Annotated in this window: 14 protein-coding genes; all 14 read left to right on the top strand. The window is 45.4% G+C overall.

The genetic code is table 11. The features are described 5' to 3' along the window. Window positions 1-252 (top strand): UvrB/UvrC motif-containing protein (locus V7Q33_RS18970; RefSeq protein ID WP_333820856.1); only part of this gene is annotated, 252 nt, incomplete at its 5' end. 201 nt (window positions 253-453) lie between these two features. After that, window positions 454-1,638, top strand: coding sequence for a parallel beta-helix domain-containing protein (locus V7Q33_RS18975; RefSeq protein WP_333820858.1), 1,185 nt, complete (start codon window positions 454-456; stop codon window positions 1,636-1,638). Window positions 1,639-1,646: 8 nt separating this feature from the next. Then, window positions 1,647-2,690, top strand: coding sequence for an SO2930 family diheme c-type cytochrome (locus tag V7Q33_RS18980; protein WP_331976606.1), 1,044 nt, complete (start codon window positions 1,647-1,649; stop codon window positions 2,688-2,690). Between the two features lie 72 nt (window positions 2,691-2,762). Further along, window positions 2,763-3,446, top strand: a complete 684-nt coding sequence (locus tag V7Q33_RS18985) for a TrmH family RNA methyltransferase (RefSeq protein ID WP_331976608.1) — start codon at window positions 2,763-2,765, stop codon at window positions 3,444-3,446. A gap of 11 nt (window positions 3,447-3,457) precedes the next feature. Beyond that, window positions 3,458-4,108, top strand: a complete 651-nt coding sequence (locus V7Q33_RS18990) for a SanA/YdcF family protein (RefSeq protein ID WP_333820861.1) — start codon at window positions 3,458-3,460, stop codon at window positions 4,106-4,108. A gap of 63 nt (window positions 4,109-4,171) precedes the next feature. Continuing rightward, complete coding sequence (locus tag V7Q33_RS18995; protein ID WP_331976612.1) at window positions 4,172-6,706, top strand: DUF5686 and carboxypeptidase-like regulatory domain-containing protein; 2,535 nt, start codon at window positions 4,172-4,174, stop codon at window positions 6,704-6,706. A 123-nt stretch (window positions 6,707-6,829) separates the two neighbouring features. Further along, window positions 6,830-8,764, top strand: coding sequence for a threonine--tRNA ligase (gene thrS / locus V7Q33_RS19000; protein ID WP_333820864.1), 1,935 nt, complete (start codon window positions 6,830-6,832; stop codon window positions 8,762-8,764). 80 nt (window positions 8,765-8,844) lie between these two features. Continuing rightward, the gene (infC, locus tag V7Q33_RS19005) at window positions 8,845-9,420 is read left to right on the top strand and encodes a translation initiation factor IF-3 (RefSeq protein WP_414693426.1); all 576 of its coding nucleotides are present in this window, start codon (window positions 8,845-8,847) and stop codon (window positions 9,418-9,420) included. 27 nt (window positions 9,421-9,447) lie between these two features. Continuing rightward, window positions 9,448-9,642, top strand: coding sequence for a 50S ribosomal protein L35 (gene rpmI / locus V7Q33_RS19010; protein WP_331976616.1), 195 nt, complete (start codon window positions 9,448-9,450; stop codon window positions 9,640-9,642). A gap of 83 nt (window positions 9,643-9,725) precedes the next feature. After that, window positions 9,726-10,070 (top strand): 50S ribosomal protein L20, encoded by a 345-nt coding sequence (rplT, locus tag V7Q33_RS19015; protein WP_331971107.1) that lies wholly within the window; start codon window positions 9,726-9,728, stop codon window positions 10,068-10,070. Between the two features lie 183 nt (window positions 10,071-10,253). Further along, window positions 10,254-13,388 carry an nSTAND1 domain-containing NTPase gene (locus tag V7Q33_RS19020; protein ID WP_331976618.1) on the top strand — a complete coding sequence of 1,045 codons (3,135 nt, stop codon included), beginning with the start codon at window positions 10,254-10,256 and terminating at the stop codon, window positions 13,386-13,388. Window positions 13,389-13,402: 14 nt separating this feature from the next. Continuing rightward, on the top strand, window positions 13,403-14,569 hold the full coding sequence (locus tag V7Q33_RS19025) for a porin family protein (RefSeq protein WP_331976620.1): 1,167 nt from the start codon (window positions 13,403-13,405) through the stop codon (window positions 14,567-14,569). Further along, complete coding sequence (locus V7Q33_RS19030) at window positions 14,550-15,857, top strand: hypothetical protein (RefSeq protein WP_333820870.1); 1,308 nt, start codon at window positions 14,550-14,552, stop codon at window positions 15,855-15,857. The genes V7Q33_RS19025 and V7Q33_RS19030 overlap by 20 nt, the downstream gene beginning before the upstream one ends. Window positions 15,858-15,938: 81 nt before the next feature. Beyond that, on the top strand, window positions 15,939-18,370 hold a 2,432-nt coding region (locus V7Q33_RS19035), incomplete at its 3' end, for a hypothetical protein (protein WP_333820871.1).

Raw genomic sequence — 18,370 nt, forward strand, 5'->3', positions numbered from 1 at the left:
CGCTTTGATTCTCCCATTTATACCTACGAAAACATTTTGGCTGAAGCCGGTATAGTACTCACCGATGAAGCAGAGGAGGATAAGCCGGAACCGAAGATCGAAAAAGCTAAAGTAAAGAAAGAAGCAATACGTAAAGATGACTTCAAAAACTATACAGTAGATCGTCTCAACGAGCTGCTCAAGGAAGCCATCGATAAAGAAGATTACGAACGTGCAGCAAAAATTCGTGATGAACTGGGAAAGCGAAATTAAGCTGAAAGTGTAAAGCTAAAAGCATAAAGCAAAAGCAGAAAGTTGAAGAAGCTTTCTGCTTTTTTATTATAGACCACTTCCATACAACATTGAACCTGAATTCTTAAATGTTGAACCACCGCTTTAAACTTTCAGCTTTCGGCCTTCAGCTTTTTGCATTACGCATTCTTCACTATCTTTAATAAAAACCACCAAGTTGTTATGAGAACCCTCCTCACAATTTTATTGTGCAGCATATCCGTTCTGGTATGGGCGCAAAAAGAAATTCAGAAGAAGATACAAACACAATTTATCGATGCAGAGAATGGTGCGGTGATTGAATTGCCGGAAGGGCGTTTTCAATTTGATGCAAGCCTGTGGCTGGATGGCAAGAAGGACGTTACCATAAAAGGCGCAGGTATGGATAAGACTATTCTGAATTTTATGGGGCAAATAACCGGCGCAGAAGGTATAAAAGTTACAAATGCTTCCAATATCATCGTGCAGGATCTCACTGTGCAGAATACCAAAGGCGATGGTGTAAAGACGCAACTGGTGGATGGTATAACATTTAAAAATGTAAAAGCCGAATGGACAAACGGTGGTCGTGCCGATAATGGTGGCTATGGATTATATCCGGTGCAATGCACCAATGTACTCATCGATAACTGCATTGCTGTAGGTGCCAGCGATGCCGGTATATATGTAGGCCAGTCAAAGTACATTATTGTAAAGAACTCGAAAGCGTATCAGAACGTAGCAGGTATTGAAATCGAAAACTCACTGTATGCCGATGTGTTTGAGAACGAAGCCTACAACAACACCGGTGGTATATTGGTGTTTGACTTACCTGATCTCATTCAAAAAGAAGGTGGTTATGTGCGGGTATTCAAGAATCATATTCATGATAATAACCACATCAACTTTGCGCCGAAAGGAAATACGGTAGGCAAAGTGCCGCAAGGTACAGGGCTTATGATTCTGGCTACACGTAATGTGGAGGCATTCGAGAATAAGATTGTTAATAACATTTCAGCGGGCACTGCCATTGTGAGCTACTATATTACCGAGAATCCGATTAACGATAAAACATACAAGCCGTTTCCATCCAACATCTATATCCACGATAATTACTATGAGCGCCCCAACGTAAAAGCAACCAGCAAGGGACGCATGGGCAAGATGTATAAATTCAAATTACGCTTTGGCAAGAACGTTCCACATATACTCTTTGATGGTATTGCAGACCCCAACATGAAAGACCGAAACATCTGTGTGAAGAACAATACCAACGGTACTTTTGTGAATATCGATGCCGGTAATGGATTCAAGAACAAGTCGCGCGATATAAAACCGTATGAGTGCGAACAGCAGCCTATCAGTCCTGTGGTGTTGACAAGAAAATGAGACTATATATGAAAGGATGGCTCGCGGGGATGTTGGGAGTGCTGGCACTGATGATGATACTGTCGTTCAGAGCAAGCGATACGCATGTTGTCCGCAAAGAGAAACTTTCGGAGTATAATTTCTTTACGGGCACATTAGCGGACCTAAAGCCTGCAGATGGCGTTATACCGTATGCACTGAACACGCCATTGTTCAGTAATTATGCTGAGAAACTTCGTTTCATCCGGTTGCCGGAAGGAGAGAAGATACCCTACAACGACTCCATTGTTTTTGATTTCCCGGTAGGTACTGTACTCATCAAAAATTTTTATTATCCGCTGGATTTCAGAAAACCTGACAAGGGCCGACAGCTGTTGGAAACACGATTGCTCGTTCATCTGGAGAACGGATGGGAAGCATGGCCTTACCGTTGGAACGATGAACAGACGGAAGCGTTTTACGATCCTGCAGCCGAAACGCGAACGATCTCCTATATCGACAAGCATGGAAAGAAGATCACCACGCAGTACGCTATACCGAATAAAAATCAATGCAAAGGCTGCCACATCCGTAGTCAGAAAATGATGCCTATCGGTACATCCGCCCGGCAGTTAAATGCGGATTTCAGCTATACTTCAGGCAACGAAAATCAATTGGGACACTGGCAGCGTATAGGGTGGCTCACAGGTTTACCACAATCGGCTGCTATACCCAGGCTCGCGGTGTGGGATAATCCATCTACCGGCAGCATCGATCAGCGTGCACGTGCATACCTGGATGCAAACTGTGCACATTGCCACAGCCGGCATGGCCCGGCCAACACATCGGGGCTGTTCCTGGATATATATGAAAAAGATGCAGCACATTTAGGGATACGAAAGACACCTATAGCAGCCGGACGTGGCGCGGGTGATCTTCAATTTGATATTCTTCCCGGCGAACCACAGCGATCGATTATGGTCTTTCGTATGAAAACGAACGATCCTGCCATAGCGATGCCCGAGATTGGCCGCGAGCAAGTGCATAAAGAAGGCGTAGCGTTAATTGAAGAATGGATACGTGCACAACGATAGTATAGAATATAGCACAGTCAGAAAAGTTGTCTTTAACCCCGTAAGCCCGTAGCTTTCCGCTTTAATCACGCAATGACTGACAAGGAACTCAAAGTACTGCATCATCTCTCTCAGTTTGTATCCGATCATAAAAAGGAATTTGTTGAAAAGGTTTTGAGCAACCGTACGCATCACGTTACAGTTGTGCTGGAAGATATATTTCAGTCGCAGAACGCCAGTGCCGTGATACGCACATGCGAATGTATGGGGCTGCAGGACATTCACATCATTGAGATGATCAGCAAGTATGAGATCAACCGCAGAGTGCTGAAAGGTGCCAACAAGTGGATGGAGCTTCACCGCTACCGCACGCGCGATAACAACAATGTAGAAGAGTGCTTTCGTAAACTTCATGAGCAGGGATATAAAATACTGGTAGCCGATCCGGATGAAGACGGCATGTCGATCCACGATGTAGATGTTACTGAATCGAAAGTGGCATTACTCTTTGGCAACGAGCTGCGCGGTGTTTCTTCGTATGCAATGCAACATGCAGACCAGAAAATAAGGATACCGATGTATGGCTTTACCGAGAGTCTGAATATCTCGGTGAGTGTTGCTATCTGCCTCAATACACTTATTACCAGGCTACATGCATCTGCAATGGATTTCGGATTACCCGAAGAAGAAAAGAATATGATTCGTCTCAACTGGTTTAGAAAAATAGTAAAGCGATCTGATTTGATCGAGCGCGAATTTCTGAGAACTATTCAGTAGTTTTGATTCCAATGTCTATCAAGATGCGCTGGCTGAAGAGAATTGCAATTACAACCGTTGTACTGTTCGTGTCATTCCTGATTGCATGCAATGTCTGGATCGTACAAAGTACAAAAGATAAAGTATACGATGACATCAGCCAGTTGCCGGCACACCGTGTGGCGTTGGTTTTAGGAACGAGTAATAAACTTGCCGGCGGCAAAGCCAATCCCTTTTTCGAAAAGAGAATGGAAACAGCAGCGATGCTTTTCAGGCTTGGTAAAATCGATCACTTCATTCTGAGTGGCGATAACAGTTCACGATACTATAACGAGCCCGCAGCCATGCGCAAAGCGCTGATGAAATTAGGTGTGCCTGATTCTGCTATCACGCTTGATTATGCTGGTCTTCGTACACTTGATTCGATCGTCCGTAGTCAGAAGATATTCGGGCAAGATAAAATTACTATCATTACGCAGCCCTTTCATAGTTACCGTGCACTGTTCATCAGCCAGTATTATAACCTGGATGCCGTGGCCATGGTGGCCGAAGAACCTGATTTTGAATATTCCGTACGCGTTCGTCTGCGCGAATACCTGGCCCGCACCAAAGCTGTGCTCGATTTATATGTGCTAAAGACAGTTCCACGACATTTGGGACAAAAGGAGCAATTGAATAGCTGAGTTGCCGGTGCCATGCTTTTCGAGGTAAACAGGATTAATTATTTTTGTATTAAACCTGCACGTGTGCGCACAGATCAACCCCCGATATTTCCAGATCACATCAGCCTGTATCATTTTATATTCTTCCTGTTTCTGGGAAGTTACTGCTTTGCGCAAGACACAGTAGTGAAAGGAAAGATCACGGATGCGAACTCGGGCGATCCTATACCTTTTGTAAACGTTATCTACCAGGGTACAGCCATTGGCACTACAACCGACTTCAATGGTAATTATACCATCCACACCGATGCACCGGGCGATACCATTGTTGCTTCCTATATCGGCTATAAACCACGTAAGAAAGCAGTGCCGAAAGGCGGTACACAGATCGTGAATTTTCAGTTGGGTGAAGATGCCACACAACTGCAGGAGATTGTGATTAATGCGGGGGAAAATCCTGCGTATGCTATACTGCGTAACGTGATGCGCAGTAAAAATAAGAACGATAAACGAAGGCTCGCTACATACGAGTACGATACCTATACAAAGGTAGAAATTGATGTAGACAACATCACCGATAAATTCCGCGAGCGTAAGATCATCAAGAAGATCACACAGGTGTTGGATAGTGTCGACCGTATGGCCGGTGAAGATGGCAAACCGATTTTGCCAATCTTTATCTCCGAAAGCATATCGAAATTTTACTACCGTGAGAATCCGCAGGCACGGTATGAAAATATTCTGAAGTCGAAGGTAAACGGCATCGGTATACAAGATGGTACACTTGTCACACAACTGGTGGGCTCATCGTTTCAGGAGTATAATTTTTATCAGAACTGGATAGAGATCGTTACCAAATATTTTGTGTCGCCTATAGCCGATGGCTGGCGCCTGTACTATGATTATGATCTTACCGACAGTGTATATATCGGCGATGATTATTGCTATCGCCTGGACTTTACGCCAAAGAGTCCGCAAGATCTGGCCTTTAACGGCACGATATGGATCACTAAAAATGAGTATGCACTCAAGCAAATTGATGTAACGGTAAACAAGCAGGCCAATCTCAACTTTGTAGAGAAAATAAAAATCCAGCAAGAACTGGAGAAAACATCCGAAGGGCCATGGTTGCCGGTGAAGAATCGAATACTGATCGATGTAAGCGAGCTCACCAATACATCAGCCGGTATGCTGGCCAAGTTCTACACTTCCAACAAGAACTTTGTATTGAACAAGGTACACGAACCTACTTTTTACGATCACACCATTGTGATGGAAGAAGATGCGCGCATGAATGAACAGGAGGAGTACTGGGATACACTGCGACACGAGCCGCTTACCGAAACAGAGAAAAACGTCTATAAAATGATCGATACACTGCAGACTATACCGGCCGTGAAAACGTATATCGATATCATTAAGATTTTTGTAAATGGTTATTATGATGCTGGCAAACTATATATAGGGCCGTACATCGGCGTATTTGCTGTAAACAACATTGAAGGATTTCGTCTGCAGGCTGGTTTTAAAACCAGCATCGACTTCAGTAACAAATGGGTTTTCAGGGGGCAGCTGGGGTATGGTTTTAAGGACGAGAAGCTGAAATATGCAGCATCAGCACAGTATATCTTTTCGAAAGACAAATGGACAACAATCAGCTTCCGAACGCGTAGCGATATTGGTCGGGTAGGGGTGGATGACGAGGCGCTTGCCGACAACTTTATATTTCTAGCTGCACAGAAGTGGGGCATCTATAGACGAGGCTATTACTTTGATGAGTCGCGGTTAAATTTTCAGCGCGAATTGTTCCGCGGGTTTACCCAACGCATTGCTATACGACAGATGAGCGTTCGCCCGCATTTCAACTTTGGCTGGTATAATCAGCCGGAAGATCAGAGCAGCGTTCTAACAGACTTCCGCACAACGGAGATCATAGTAGAATCCAGGTTTGCCCGCGATGAGCTCTTCCTGCAGGATGATAATGAACGCATCAGTCTAGGGACAGTAAAATGGCCGATCATTACCCTGCGCTATACCCGCGGAGTAAAGGGAGTTTTCAATAGCGACTTCGATTATACCAAATTGAAATTGTCAGTGGTGAAGCGGATAAAATTTGGTCCGCTAGGGGTTGGCTATCTGCACACTACGGGAGAGTATACGTTCGGTACAGCAGCCTATCCGTTGCTAACGCCTCATTTGGGTAACCAGAGTTTGTTGTATACCATCGTTACCTATAACCTAATGGACTATGGAGAGTTTGTGAGCGACCGGTATGCATCGCTTCAATACCAGCATCACTTCGAAGGATTTCTGTTGAACAGGGTGCCGCTTATGCGCAAGCTGAAATGGCGCCTGGTAGGTTCTGCCAACATGATCTATGGTGGCCTGAGCGCGCAGAACAGAAAGATCATTCCGGAAGATAACAGCGCAACGCCTAAATACCGGCAGGTAAGATCGTTCGATCGAAACAAACCCTACATAGAGGTGAGTTATGGTGTAGAGAATATTTTTCGTTTCATGCGTGTAGATTTTGTGCACCGCCTATCATACCTCGATAAAAGTGTAAACCCCGATGTGCGCAAGTTTGGTGTACTGGTAAGTTTCTGGTTCACGCTGTAAATCCAGCCGGAGGTATACACTTTCTTACTAAGTATCAAACTTTAGTCTGCAAGAAGTATAGTCTTTCCAACATCTTTAACCATATTTGCAGCCTGAATTAATTTTGTATTTTAATTCGAAATCATGAATGTAAAGATTTCTCTTCCGGATGGAAGTGTGCGGGAGTACCCGCAAGGTGTTAAAGGTTCCGATATTGCATCAAGCATTAGTGAAGGTTTAGCACGCGTTGCCCTGGCAATAGAAGTGAATGGTGAAGTACGTGACCTGGCGCGGCCAATAGACCAGGATGCATCCATAAAGATTTTGACGTGGAATGACAAAGGCGGTAAATCTACCTTCTGGCATTCGTCTGCGCACTTGCTGGCAGAAGCGTTGGAAGCGCTATATCCCGGTGTAAAGTTTGGTATCGGCCCTGCCATCGATAATGGTTTTTACTATGATGTAGACCTCGGTGGTCGTGCTTTTGGTGAAGAAGATCTCGTGGCAATTGAAGCCAAGATGAAGGAGCTCGCCAAGAAAGATAGCGTATACACTCGCAGGGACGTAAGCAAGGCAGAAGCGCTTGACTTCTTTACCAAGAAAGGCGATGAGTATAAACAGGAACTGATCAGCGACCTGAAAGATGGTTCTATTACATTCTATGAACAGGGTAATTTTACCGACCTCTGCAAAGGTCCGCATATACCCAATACCGGCTTTATAAAGGCCGTAAAACTTCTCAACGTAGCCGGTGCATACTGGCGCGGCAATGAGAAGAACAAGATGCTGACCCGCATCTATGGCATTACTTTCCCCAAGCAGAAAGAACTCGAAGAATATCTTCACCTGCTGGAGGAAGCCAAGAAACGCGATCACCGTAAACTCGGCAAAGAACTCGACCTGTTTGCTTTCTCCGAAAAGGTAGGCATGGGCTTGCCGTTGTGGCTGCCGAAAGGGACCATTCTGCGCGAACGCCTGGAGCAGTTTATGCGCAAGGCACAGATCAAAGCCGGCTACGATCCGGTGGTAACGCCGCATATTGGAGGCAAGTCGCTGTACGTTACTTCAGGTCATTATGAGAAATACGGTAAGGATTCCTTTCAACCCATCCATACTCCGGATGAAGGAGAAGAGTTCTTGCTGAAACCGATGAACTGTCCGCATCACTGCGAGATCTATAAAACAAGACCACGCTCGTATCGCGATCTCCCGATTCGCCTGGCTGAGTTCGGTACTGTATACCGCTACGAGCAAAGTGGCGAATTGCATGGCCTCACCCGTGTAAGAGGATTTACACAGGATGATGCGCATATCTTTTGCCGTCCTGATCAGGTAAAAGAAGAATTCATTAAAGTGATTGATCTGGTGCTTCATGTTTTCAAGTCGTTGGGGTTTGAGAACTACACCGCACAGGTTTCGTTGCGCGACCCGGAGAATAAAACCAAGTACATAGGTGAAGATCATCTGTGGGAGCGTGCTGAACGCGAAATACAGGAAGCAGCCGATGAACGTGGATTAAAGACTGTAGCCGTGCAAGGTGAGGCGGCCTTTTATGGACCGAAGCTCGACTTCATGGTGAAAGATGCGCTAGGACGCAGCTGGCAGTTAGGTACCATTCAGGTAGACTATCAATTACCACAGCGCTTTGAGCTGGAATACGTAGGTTCTGATAATCAGAAGCATCGCCCGGTGATGATTCACCGTGCACCGTTTGGCTCATTGGAGAGATTCGTGGCGGTATTGATCGAGCACTGCGCAGGTAACTTCCCGTTGTGGCTGGCGCCTGATCAAATCGCGGTGCTGCCGATTTCTGAACGTTTCAACGATTACGCCAAAATGGTGTACGAGAAACTGAAAGAGGAAGATATTCGTGGATTATTGGACGATCGTGATGAAAAGATCGGTCGTAAGATACGTGATGCTGAAACCAAAAAGATTCCCTACATGCTTATTGTGGGTGAAAAAGAGGTTGCAGAAGAAAAAGTAGCCGTGCGTAAACACGGGCAAGGCGACCAGGGAAGCGTTTTATTGGATGAATTTGTCAAGAATTTCCGCATCGAATGCGCTGCACCTCGTTGATCCTTTGTTAGATACTTGTATTTTAAATGTAAATAGCGATATTTGCACCCTGTTTTTTTGAACTTAAACATTTTATAGTTATCAATACCGGTAATACCAACAGACCCAGTTTTGGCCGCCCTCCGCGCAGAGGTCCGCAAAAGCCCGAAGAACCGTATCGCATTAATGAAAGAATTACAGCACCGCGGGTTCGGGTAGTAGGAGAGAACATTAAAGTAGATGTGTATCCTATTCAGCAAGCCATTCGGTTGGCACAGGAACAAGGATTAGACCTGGTAGAAATATCACCCAATGCTGATCCTCCTGTTTGTAAAGTAGTTGACTATTCCAAGTTTAAGTACGAGCAGAAGAAGAAACAGAAGGAGATCAAAGCGAAGACTGTAAAGGTCGTGATCAAAGAGATTCGCTTTGGCCCCAACACCGATGATCATGATTTCAATTTCAAATTGAAGCATGCCGTTTCCTTCCTGCAGGAAGGTGCAAAGGTAAAGGCTACGGTTTTCTTTGCAGGTCGCTCTATCGTGTACAAAGAACGCGGAGAGATATTGTTGTTGAAATTTGCTCAGTTGCTTGAAGAACATGGAAAGGTCGAGCAGATGCCGAAGCTCGAAGGAAAGAGAATGAGCATCATGCTGATGCCCAAGGCCAAGAAGTAAGGAACTTAATCGTTTAATTTTTATACAATGCCTAAATTAAAAACAAAATCAGGAGCCAAGAAGCGCTTTAAAGTGACTGGCACTGGTAAGATTAAGCATAAGCGTGCTTACAAAAACCATATCCTGACGAAGAAGGAGACCAAGCAGAAACGCAGACTTGGTAACAAATCTATCGTTAAGAAGTCGGATCTGGATAACGTAAAAGCAATGCTTATCCTTTAATCTCAGGTTCTAATGTTTAACCCGGATGCTGGCCTCAAGTTTCATGTAAAGTGAACGCCATCAGCCAAAAAATGTAAAGTAAAATGCCAAGATCAGTAAACAATGTGGCTTCAAGAGCAAGACGTAAACGCATCTTGAAGTTGGCCAAAGGTTTCTTCGGCCGCAAGAAGAATGTATGGACGGTAGCAAAAAATGCCGTTGAAAAAGGTTTAGGTTACGCCTACCGCGACAGAAAACAAAAGAAAAGAGAGTTCCGCGCTGTATGGATTGCACGTATTAATGCAGGTGCTCGTTTGCACGGATTATCATACTCTGAGTTAATGGGTAAATTGAAGAAATCCAATATCGATTTGAATCGTAAAGTGCTGGCTGACTTAGCAATGAATCATCCTGCAGCATTCGAAGCTGTGGTGAAGAAAGTTAAGTAATTGGCAGAGATGCAAATATTTTCAAGGGGACCGCAAGTCCCCTTTTTTGTTTAGTTAAAATTAGCCTATATTCGGGGAAGCTGATTTTTTAGACTTTAGGATGGGTATTTTTTAGACAAGTAACACGTGAGCCGGACATTCAGCACGATTTATCTAACTTTCAAGTCTTGGCGGGTTTAAAGTATGCGTAATCAACCCCAACATAAGGAACGACTTGACCGGGACACTTCTACTGCATCTGAAATTCAGATTGGGGTTGAAAATCCATTTCCCGGGCTAAGGCCTTTTTCTATTGAAGACAGCCATTTGTTCTTCGGGCGCGAAGGACAAATTGATGAGATATTATCGAAACTGGCCAAGAACAGGTTTGTTACCGTAATGGGGTACTCCGGAAGCGGTAAATCTTCATTAATGTCCTGCGGCCTTGTGCCGGTTTTGTATGGCGGATTTGTAGCCGAGTCGGGAACAGAATGGAGAGCGATTACTGCAAGACCAGGTTCATCACCCATCAATAGTTTGATCGAATCGGTAATTGAATATCTGCAGAAAGTACAGCGAATAGAACCTGCAGATGTTCCGATTCACAAGGCGATTGTCAGCTCTGTACTGCGAAGCGGGCCTGGGGGCCTGGTTGAACTCGCCAGTCACCTGCAAAGGGATTCATCAGAAAATATATTCTTTCTCATCGACCAGTTCGAAGAGATATTCCGCTACCGCGACCATGCCGATGCAGAAGCACAGAATGATGCACAGCTGTATGTGAACTTGTTCATGACAGCCGTGCAACAAACCGAAGTGCCGGTATATGTAGCGCTTACCATGCGGTCTGACTTTATTGGCGAATGCTCTATATTTCCTGGACTTACCAGGCTGATCAATAGCAGTAATTACCTGGTTCCTCAAATGACCCGCGAGCAAAAAAAGGTGGCCATTGAAGGACCCATCGCAGTGGCGGGAGGAAAGATAGCACCTCGCCTGGTTAAGCGATTGCTCAGCGACATGGGTATAGATCAGGATCAACTTCCAATCTTGCAGCATGCGCTGATGCGTACGTGGGATTACTGGTTGCAAAACCACGAGAGTGGCGAGCCGATAGATGTACGTCACTACACCGCTATCGGTAAAATATCAGAAGCACTTTCACAACACGCCAACGAAGCATTCGATGAGTTATCATCGCGCAATAAACTGATAGCAGAAGTTCTCTTCAAGAGCATAACGGAAAAGAACCAGCAGAACAGGGGCATGCGCAGACCTTGTCAGTTGTCGCTGATAGCACAACTGGCGGAGGGAAGTGAAGAAGAAGTTATTTATGTAGTAGAGCAATTCCGTAAACCGGGACGTTCGTTCCTGATGCCTGCTGCCAATATACCGTTGAATGGAGATTCCATCATTGAGCTTTCGCACGAAAGTCTTATTCGTATCTGGAACAGACTTGCTGCCTGGGTAGATGACGAATTTGAATCGGCTACTATGTATAAGCGCTTGTCGGATGCAGCCGCAATGTATCAGATTGGTAAAACGGGTTTGTGGAGAACGCCCGATCTGCAATTGGCGCTGAACTGGCAAAAAAAGCAAAAGCCTACACGTGAGTGGGCGCAGCGTTATGATGAAGCGTTCGAGCGCGCGATCGTCTTTCTCGACACCAGTCGCATTACGTACGAAGCTGAACTCAAGAACCAGGAAATGATGCAGCGCCGTGTTCTTCGCAGAACACGAACTACAGCGATCATTCTGGGTATTGCATTTTTGATTGCGATTCTCTTCTTCGTATATGCATATCTGCAGAAGCTACAGGCGGATGCCGATCGCGAGTATGCCGATATACAAAAGACCGAAGCACAGACACAACGTGAAGAAGCACTGAGACAAAAGAAGGAAGCAGATAACCTGCGCGTATTGGCTGAACGAACCGCCAATGAACTTGTAGTGACCAACAATGCTTTAGGCGATGCCCTGGAAGCAACGCAGCGTGAACGCGACCGTGCCGAGAATGCCCTGATGCAGGCACAGGTATCAGAAAAGAAAGCGATGGCTGCAACAGAAGAAGCCAACCGAAGCCTCGACTTTGCCAACCTGAAAAAAGAAGAAGCCGACTTGAACTATGAATTTGCCCGCAACCAGCTCATGTTGCGCGTAGCACAGGTGTTGGCAACGAAATCGGTTCAGGAGGATGATGATAAAGACCTGGCTGCATTGCAGGCGTTGCAGGGACATATATTCCACCGCAGGTATAGCGGCAAGAAATACGATCCTTATATATACCGAGGCCTGTATAGCGCGCTTACCAAAATTATAGGGGCCAGCTATAACGCCATGAAGGTACAAGGGCCGCCGCGCATACACATGCGCTCGCTGGTGGTATCGGATAAGAGCAGTAACTTTTTCGTTTCAGGTGCTGATGGAAGAGTATACAAAGGCGATTACGAAAAACTCTCCAATGCAGCGACCGGGTTTGCTACACCGTATCCAAGCAAGGTAATTGCATTGAGCAAGGATGAAAACTATATCATCAACGGTAGTGATTCATCTTTTGTACAGGTATATAATCTGCAGGGTAAAGCCAAACCGAAAGTGATAAAAGGATTAGGCGGAGCTACCAACGATATAGAATTTCTTCCCAATAATTCAGGCTTTATAGTAGCCAGCAGCAATAAAACATTGTCGCTCGTAAATCATGAAACGGGTGAAGTAAAAACACTGGCAACATTCCCGTACGAGATCAAGTCCATCAGCATCAGTAGCGATGGTAAGTTTCTGGTGGGGGGCTCATGGTCAGGGCAGGTTATCAAAATGAACTTGCAGGACTATACTTATACAACACTGGCTACGGAAAATTCTAGCCGGATACTGTCAGTGAAGTTCAGCCCTTCAGGAAATTACCTTGCGTATGGTGTAGATGTATTATCAAACAAGCGGGGCCTGGTGAAGCTATATGATTTCACAACAGGAGAGACGCGTCAGTTCTCCGGACACAGGGCCGGTGTATACGATGTTGAATTTAGCCCGGATGAGAAACTGCTGGCAAGTGCCGGTCTTGATAAACGCCTTCAGTTATATGTACTGGATAACCCGGAAGATTTGCCGGTGGAGATGGAGAACAATAACGGGTTTGTGTGGGATATAGCTTTTGCAAAAGGTTCTAACCTGTTGGTAGCGGCATGTAGCGAATCGGAGATACGGGTATGGCCAACTGATCCGGCAATACTGGCTATACAGATATGCCCGAACATAACCCGGAAGAGTATGACGCAGGATGAATGGACCAAGTATGTGGGTAATGATATAGAATATGAAAATACATGCACCGGTTTTTGATTAAATTGTATTGAATGGTAAAATCTTTATCCTGTTGCTACCTGTTTTTTGCTCTCACGTTATTGGGAACGATCCCCGCTATGGCTCAGAATGAGTGTGAGCTAACCTTGAGTCGTGCTATAGAAGAATTTAATGCAGGCCATCACTATGGTATACCTGCGATGCTGGCTCCCTGCCTGGAAAAGAATCAGAATAAAGAATGGCGCCAGCGGGCCTACCTGCTGCTGGCAGAAACATACCTGTTATTGGAAGATCCGTTTGGTGCCGAGAAGAGTTACCTCGAAGTGTTGCGTGCTAATCCCGAATACCTGACGGATGAGAAGCGCGACCCCATAGACCTGGTATATCTGAGTTCGAAGTTTACATCTACTCCCATATTTACGCTGTCTGCAAAAATAGGTCCTAACGTTTCATTTGTAAGAACGCTGCTTGACCGGGGCACCTATACCGATGATGTAAAAAAACGATATATACTCAAGCCCGGGTTTCAGGTGGGAGTTGGTGTCGATTGGAATTACGATGATAACCTCAGCGTGATGCTCGAAGGTAATTTTGTGTTCTCTGCTTACCGCCAACGCACCACCGGTATATTCGGTCGCGATGAATCCTCAATATTCGATCGCCAGACATGGGTGCGCATACCGGTTGCGGTAAAATACTCCGCTTCAAAAGGGCAGTATCGTCCGTATGGTTATGCGGGATTCTCGTGGGACCTGTTGTTGGGCGATCGTGCTACTATTCAGTATAAAGATCAGAACTATAATCCTGAAACCAACCGGGTAGAGAGTATAGACAGGGAGAGCCCTATCCTGAAATTCAAATCAAAACGCAATGCATTCAACCACTCTGTTTTCATTGGAGGCGGTGTGAAGTATAAAGTAAAGCTCGACTATATATTTGCTGATCTTCGCTATTCATTCGGGATGACTAACCTGGTGAATAAAGATAATAGTATATATGATTATAAAAACAAGGGCGATGGAACCTCAGAAAGCTTCCAGGACTCCGGTGATGGTACTTTTCGCTGGGCGCATGTAGATGATCTCTTCCGGATGGATAATCTTTTTATATCCGTAGGGTATATTCATCCACTCTATAAGCCGCGAAAGTTGAAGAAATCTCATTCAAAATCTGTTCTACGTTCCATCAAAAAGCAAGGCGATGAAATTAAAGTTGATTAGCATTTGTGCGTTGCTGTTCATCGTACTCTCTTGCGATACAAAAAAGGAATTCGGGCAGGAGACGGCACCATACTTTGTTAAGTACTTTGGGGAAGATGGTGACCAGGAAGCCGTAGATATGGTGGTTAAAAAAGACAGTATAATCATACTCGCTAATACCAACACACCTGGCAATTCGCAACGCATCATGCTTATCATAACCGATCTGAACGGTAATATACTCGGTCAAAAAACGTTGGGAAATGGCAAAGATACAAGAGGCAGAAATATTTCAGAGATAGGGCAGGATATAGAACCAACAGCCGATGGTAATTATCTTGTGCTCTCTAACATGTATCGTGGTATTGATCCTGCAACCAATGAAAACCTGTATGATTTTAAGGTAATCAAGGTAAACCCGAAAGGCGATTCAATAGGAGGAATGGAGTTTGGCAATAATGGAGATAAATGGACTACGCAATATATACATTCAATCACACCCACTTCTGACGGAGGATTTGTTGTGACGGGAAATTCAACCGATGAAACGATCGCTGTAGACCCGGGACTTCCGCCACCAGATCTAGAAGATATATTTTCGATTGGATTCAAGAGTGACTTCAAAACCATTGCCTGGACGACACTTGAATTGGGAACTCCGGTCGGTTCTACAGGTGAGCACTTCGGGTCGGGCATTAAGGTGTTTGAAGCAGCAACCAATAAATACTATATCTTTTCGTATTCCGATCGCCAGTTGCTGGGAGCGACCGATTTTGAGTCGAACTTTGAAGTGATCACTTTTTCTGGTAATGGTATACCATTGGGTTTTGCTGACAATGCCGGTAAAGCGACCAGTGATGAAACACTTGCCTTTGTTGCAAAGGTGCCTGCTGTTTTAGGAGGCGGATATTATGAATTTGGTACGTCTGTGTCGCAGAATGCTTCTACCTCTGCAGGGCAGCTATATTTCTGCAAACGCAGCGAAAATCTTATTAAACAAAGCGAAGGTACTATTAACGTGTCGGGCCAGTTTACGGCAGTAAGTGTCACTCCATGTGTAGTTTCCGAGGGGTTTCTTTTACTCGCCACCGAGAAAACAACCGCAGGTACAACGGTGCGCCTGATCAAAACGAATTTGAACAGCGAAGCTCAGTGGTCGGTTGACATGGGATCATTCGACAAATTGAGCAAGGGTTCCTCTATAGCAGAACTTCCTGACGGCCGTATTCTGATCCTGGGAACAATAGAACTGGAAACACAGGATAAAGTAGGGCTGATGAAGGTTAACGCCAATGGGGAGTTTTTTTAGAAATCCATTATTTACCAGTACTTTATGGTGTGGTTACATTTTCGTCCGGGAACACATAAACAAGCCAACCGCCTGCTAGCTATGCCTTTTAGGAAGACCCCAAGCTATACTCTTTGTGTGTTATTACTGATGGGCGTTCTCTCCATTCAGCAAGCTTTTGGACAATGTAGCTTTACCAATCTTAATTCTACATACTGTTTCGATGATGCTGCCTTTACGCTTACCGGAGGAACTAATTACTATGGCCCGGGTATTAGCGGAACAACATTTACTCCCGCCAATGCCGGAACGGGTTCGCACAAGGTATTTACAACCGATGGAACAACTTCTTCCTATACTGTAAACACTTCTGGTACTTATAGCCCGGTTACGCTTTCGTCTCCAACAACTATAACGCTTGCCGACAACACTGTATCAGCGGCCATTTCTATAGGTTTTACATTCCGGTTTTACGGCACCAGTTTTACAACCCTCCGGGTTTTTGATAATGGATTTATCCGCCTCAGTGGTACTACCGGAACCACAGCGGCTGCACAAACAATCCCGAATGCAACAACGCCCAATAACCTGATTGCATTTGCCTGGGGAGATCTAAATCCGGCTACAGGAACAATTCGCTATAAAGTAGTGGGCTCTGCACCACTGCGAAGATTTATTATTGAATATGCCAATGTAACATTCACTTCGGCACCAACGGAATATGTTACTGCACAGATACACTTATATGAAACGCTTAATATCATTGAAATACACTCAACCCATATAGGCTCGGACGGTAATCCCAAGACCATGGGTATTGAAAACTCTGCGGGTACTGCTGCTGTTGCCCCTACGGGACGAAATAATCAGATATTTACAGCCAATAACGACTACGTTGCCTTTATACCTTCCTGTACGGAAATGCGTACGGTTACTGTGAATGCGCTGCCAACGGCGTCATTGAGCGTAACACCCGCTTCAACAGGAGTTTGTCCGGGAGGGACGGTATCCGTAACGGTTGGAAGCTCGGCAGTCGGTGTAAATTATCAATTAAAAAATAGCGCCGACAACTCGGTACTCAGCAGTGTATATGCCGGAACCGGCGGTAACCTGGTGCTCACCAGCACTCCGCTATCGTCTGCTGTTACGATGAAAGTAACCGCTACCAATGCCACCACGGGATGCGATGTTGATCTTACCAATACGGTTAATGTTACGATCAACACGCTTCCTGCCATAAGCACTCATCCTTCTCCACAAACACAATGTGAAGGATCGAACGTATCATTCTCGGTAACAGCTTCAGGCACCGGAGTAACGTATCAGTGGCAGGTTGATGCCGGATCGGGCTTTACGGACGTGTCAGGCGCGGTGAGCAGTACGCTTGCGCTCACATCTGTTACTTCTGCGATGAATGGTAATCAGTACCGTGTCATCGTCAGTGGAACGTGTACGCCTTCTGTTACTTCGAACCCGGCAACGCTCACTGTTCAGGAATATCCGGAAATTACCGGGCAGCCTTCCAATAGTATAATCTGTGAAAATACCAGCACCAGTTTTACTGTTAATCCAGGTGTAACTACTTCGCCCACCTACCAATGGCAGGTAAGTACGAATGGAGGATCTTCTTTCAGCGATGTAAGTAACGGTGGTGTATATAGCGGAGCAACAACAGCAACACTCAGCCTGACCAATGCCCCGCTAACCTATAATGGCTACTTGTATAAAGTTATTGTAGATGGTACTTGTGGAACCCCTGTTACCAGCAATGCTGCATTATTAACCGTTCATGCGAATACTGGTATTGCAGCATCACCCACGAATGCCACAGTTTGTGAACTGGCCACAGTGCAATTTACCGTATCAGGTATTGGAAATGGACTGACTTATCAGTGGCAGGAGAATGGTGTGAATATAACCAATGGAGGTATGTATAGTGGCGCCACCACGTCAATACTTACTTTAACAGGAGTATCAGGTACATTGAGTGGTAAAGACTATAAAGTCGTTGTTACGGGAACTTGTGGAGGATCGCAAACCAGTGGACAGGCAATATTAACTGTGCGTGAGCAGCCGGAAATAACCGGGCAACCATCGGGTGTAACGATATGCCAGGGCGGTAACACATCCTTTACGGTAAATGCAGGGGTTACGTATACTCCCTCGTATTCCTGGGAGGTAAGTACAAACGGCGGCTCATCGTACTCCACCGTATCCAACGGTGGTATATATAGCGGCGCAAGCACAGCTACCCTCTCACTCACCAGTGTGCCCCTGACCAACAACGCTTATTTATACCGCGCTATCGTGGCGGGCACGTGTACACCATCGGTAACCAGTAACATCGCCTTACTTACGGTCAACGAGAAACCATCCATCGCAACAAATCCTTCTCCGCAGATTGTCTGTGCCGGTTCAAGTGCAACATTTACTGTAACGGCTTCTGGCACTGGACTTACGTATCAATGGCGCAAGAGTGGAGTAAATATAGCGGGTGCCACCAGCAGCAGTTATACAATCGCCAGCACGGTTGC

Origin of the sequence: Ohtaekwangia sp., assembly GCF_036786105.1 — a bacterium.
GTDB lineage: Bacteria > Bacteroidota > Bacteroidia > Cytophagales > Cyclobacteriaceae > Ohtaekwangia.

What these genes read in the sequence shown, in the direction of transcription:
- V7Q33_RS18975 (WP_333820858.1), top strand. Translation starts at nt 454, where the DNA reads ATGAGAACCCTCCTCACAATTTTATTGTGCAGCATATCCGTTCTGGTA.
- V7Q33_RS18980 (WP_331976606.1), top strand. Translation starts at nt 1,647, where the DNA reads ATGAAAGGATGGCTCGCGGGGATGTTGGGAGTGCTGGCACTGATGATG.
- V7Q33_RS18985 (WP_331976608.1), top strand. Translation starts at nt 2,763, where the DNA reads ATGACTGACAAGGAACTCAAAGTACTGCATCATCTCTCTCAGTTTGTA.
- V7Q33_RS18990 (WP_333820861.1), top strand. Translation starts at nt 3,458, where the DNA reads ATGTCTATCAAGATGCGCTGGCTGAAGAGAATTGCAATTACAACCGTT.
- thrS (WP_333820864.1), top strand. Translation starts at nt 6,830, where the DNA reads ATGAATGTAAAGATTTCTCTTCCGGATGGAAGTGTGCGGGAGTACCCG.
- rpmI (WP_331976616.1), top strand. Translation starts at nt 9,448, where the DNA reads ATGCCTAAATTAAAAACAAAATCAGGAGCCAAGAAGCGCTTTAAAGTG.
- rplT (WP_331971107.1), top strand. Translation starts at nt 9,726, where the DNA reads ATGCCAAGATCAGTAAACAATGTGGCTTCAAGAGCAAGACGTAAACGC.
- V7Q33_RS19020 (WP_331976618.1), top strand. Translation starts at nt 10,254, where the DNA reads ATGCGTAATCAACCCCAACATAAGGAACGACTTGACCGGGACACTTCT.
- V7Q33_RS19025 (WP_331976620.1), top strand. Translation starts at nt 13,403, where the DNA reads ATGGTAAAATCTTTATCCTGTTGCTACCTGTTTTTTGCTCTCACGTTA.
- V7Q33_RS19030 (WP_333820870.1), top strand. Translation starts at nt 14,550, where the DNA reads ATGAAATTAAAGTTGATTAGCATTTGTGCGTTGCTGTTCATCGTACTC.